The 1,298-nt window shown below is 59.8% G+C and carries 1 pseudogene; it reads right to left on the reverse strand.

Going from position 1 to position 1,298, the window contains the following annotated elements:
- A pseudogene (locus BV911_RS18765) lies at positions 1 to 898 on the reverse strand (IS21 family transposase); the annotation flags it as partial.
- Between the last annotated feature and the right edge of the window lie 400 nt (positions 899 to 1,298).

Consider the following 1,298-nt stretch of genomic DNA (forward strand, 5'->3'; position numbering starts at 1 on the left):
AATCGGCGCCACGGATGTTGGTGTGGGTGATGGCAGGCTCCTCCGTGGCGCGGGTGCGGGGCTTGCTCTCCAGCCCATTCTTCAGAATGGATTGGATCGATGAGTAGGATCGGGCGTTGATTTCGAGCCCGCGTTTGCAGGCGGCATCAAGGCGGTCCTGACCAAACTTGTCGGCCAGCCGGATCACGCCCAGACAGGTGCGATAGCCTTGTTCGGGATGCTTGCGGTCGCGCATCACAACCTCGGCGAAGATCGCAACGTTCGGCCCGACACGGGCGGCCCGCGCCTGAATGCGCTGCGGTGTCCAATCTTCGCGGAACCTGTGGTGCGCCGGCATGTGATCGCGCTGGGTGGAGTGCTGCCCATTTCCAGATGTGCGTACATGGGAGGCGACACGCTGCCCGACATGGAAGACTTCGACCGTGCGGGCGGTGATGCGCGCCCACAGTTCCTTCTTCAGAAACTGATAGGGCACGGAGTAATAATGCTTGTCGATCGCGATGTGGTAATCGAGCCCGGCGCGGCACTTCTTCCATTCGGCATAGACATAAGGCGCCACCGGCAACGGCCTCAGGGCGGGCTTGTCCAGCCGTTCGAACAGCTGCCTGCGGCTGGCGCCGAGATGGCGCGAGACCTTGTCGTTGAGCCGGTCCAGAAGCGGGCGGATCGCCGCGTTCACCTCTGCGAGGCTGAAGAACTGACGGTTGCGCAACCGTGCCAGAATCCAGCGCTCAACCAGCAAAACTGCACCCTCGACCTTTGCTTTATCCTTGGGTTTATGCGGCCTCGCGGGCACCACGGCGGTATCGTAATGTACGGCCATATCCGCATAGGTCCGGTTGATTACAGGGTCGTAGAAGCATGCTTTGGTGACCCCGGCCTTCAGATTGTCGGACACGATCTGCGCCGTCACCCCTCCGAAGAAGCCAAAGGCACGCACATGGCTCGCGTGTGAATCCCGGAGGCAAACTGGTCCACAGAAACGGTCGGATTACCTGACCGTCGCGGATTAAAAGTCCGCCATTCTGATGCCCGAGGCGGAAGCTGAGGGCTGGGAGATGTATTCTGTGGAACTTTATAACCGGGTGCGCAGAGCGTGCCATGTCGAAGGTATGAGTGAGCGCGAGGCCGCGCGTCAGTTCGGGATTGATCGCAAGACGGTGTCAAAGATAGAGGTGGTCCTAGATTTTAGACCAGTTTTCCGCCGATCCAAGCTATAGCATTGGGTTCATGTCAGGCGGCGACTTTCAGGTGTTGATTGTGGGTATCATAAGCCTCACCGGGCGTCAGCAGCCCAT

It is taken from the genome of Pseudoruegeria sp. SK021 (assembly GCF_002119405.1).
Classification (GTDB): Bacteria; Pseudomonadota; Alphaproteobacteria; order Rhodobacterales; family Rhodobacteraceae; genus Meridianimarinicoccus.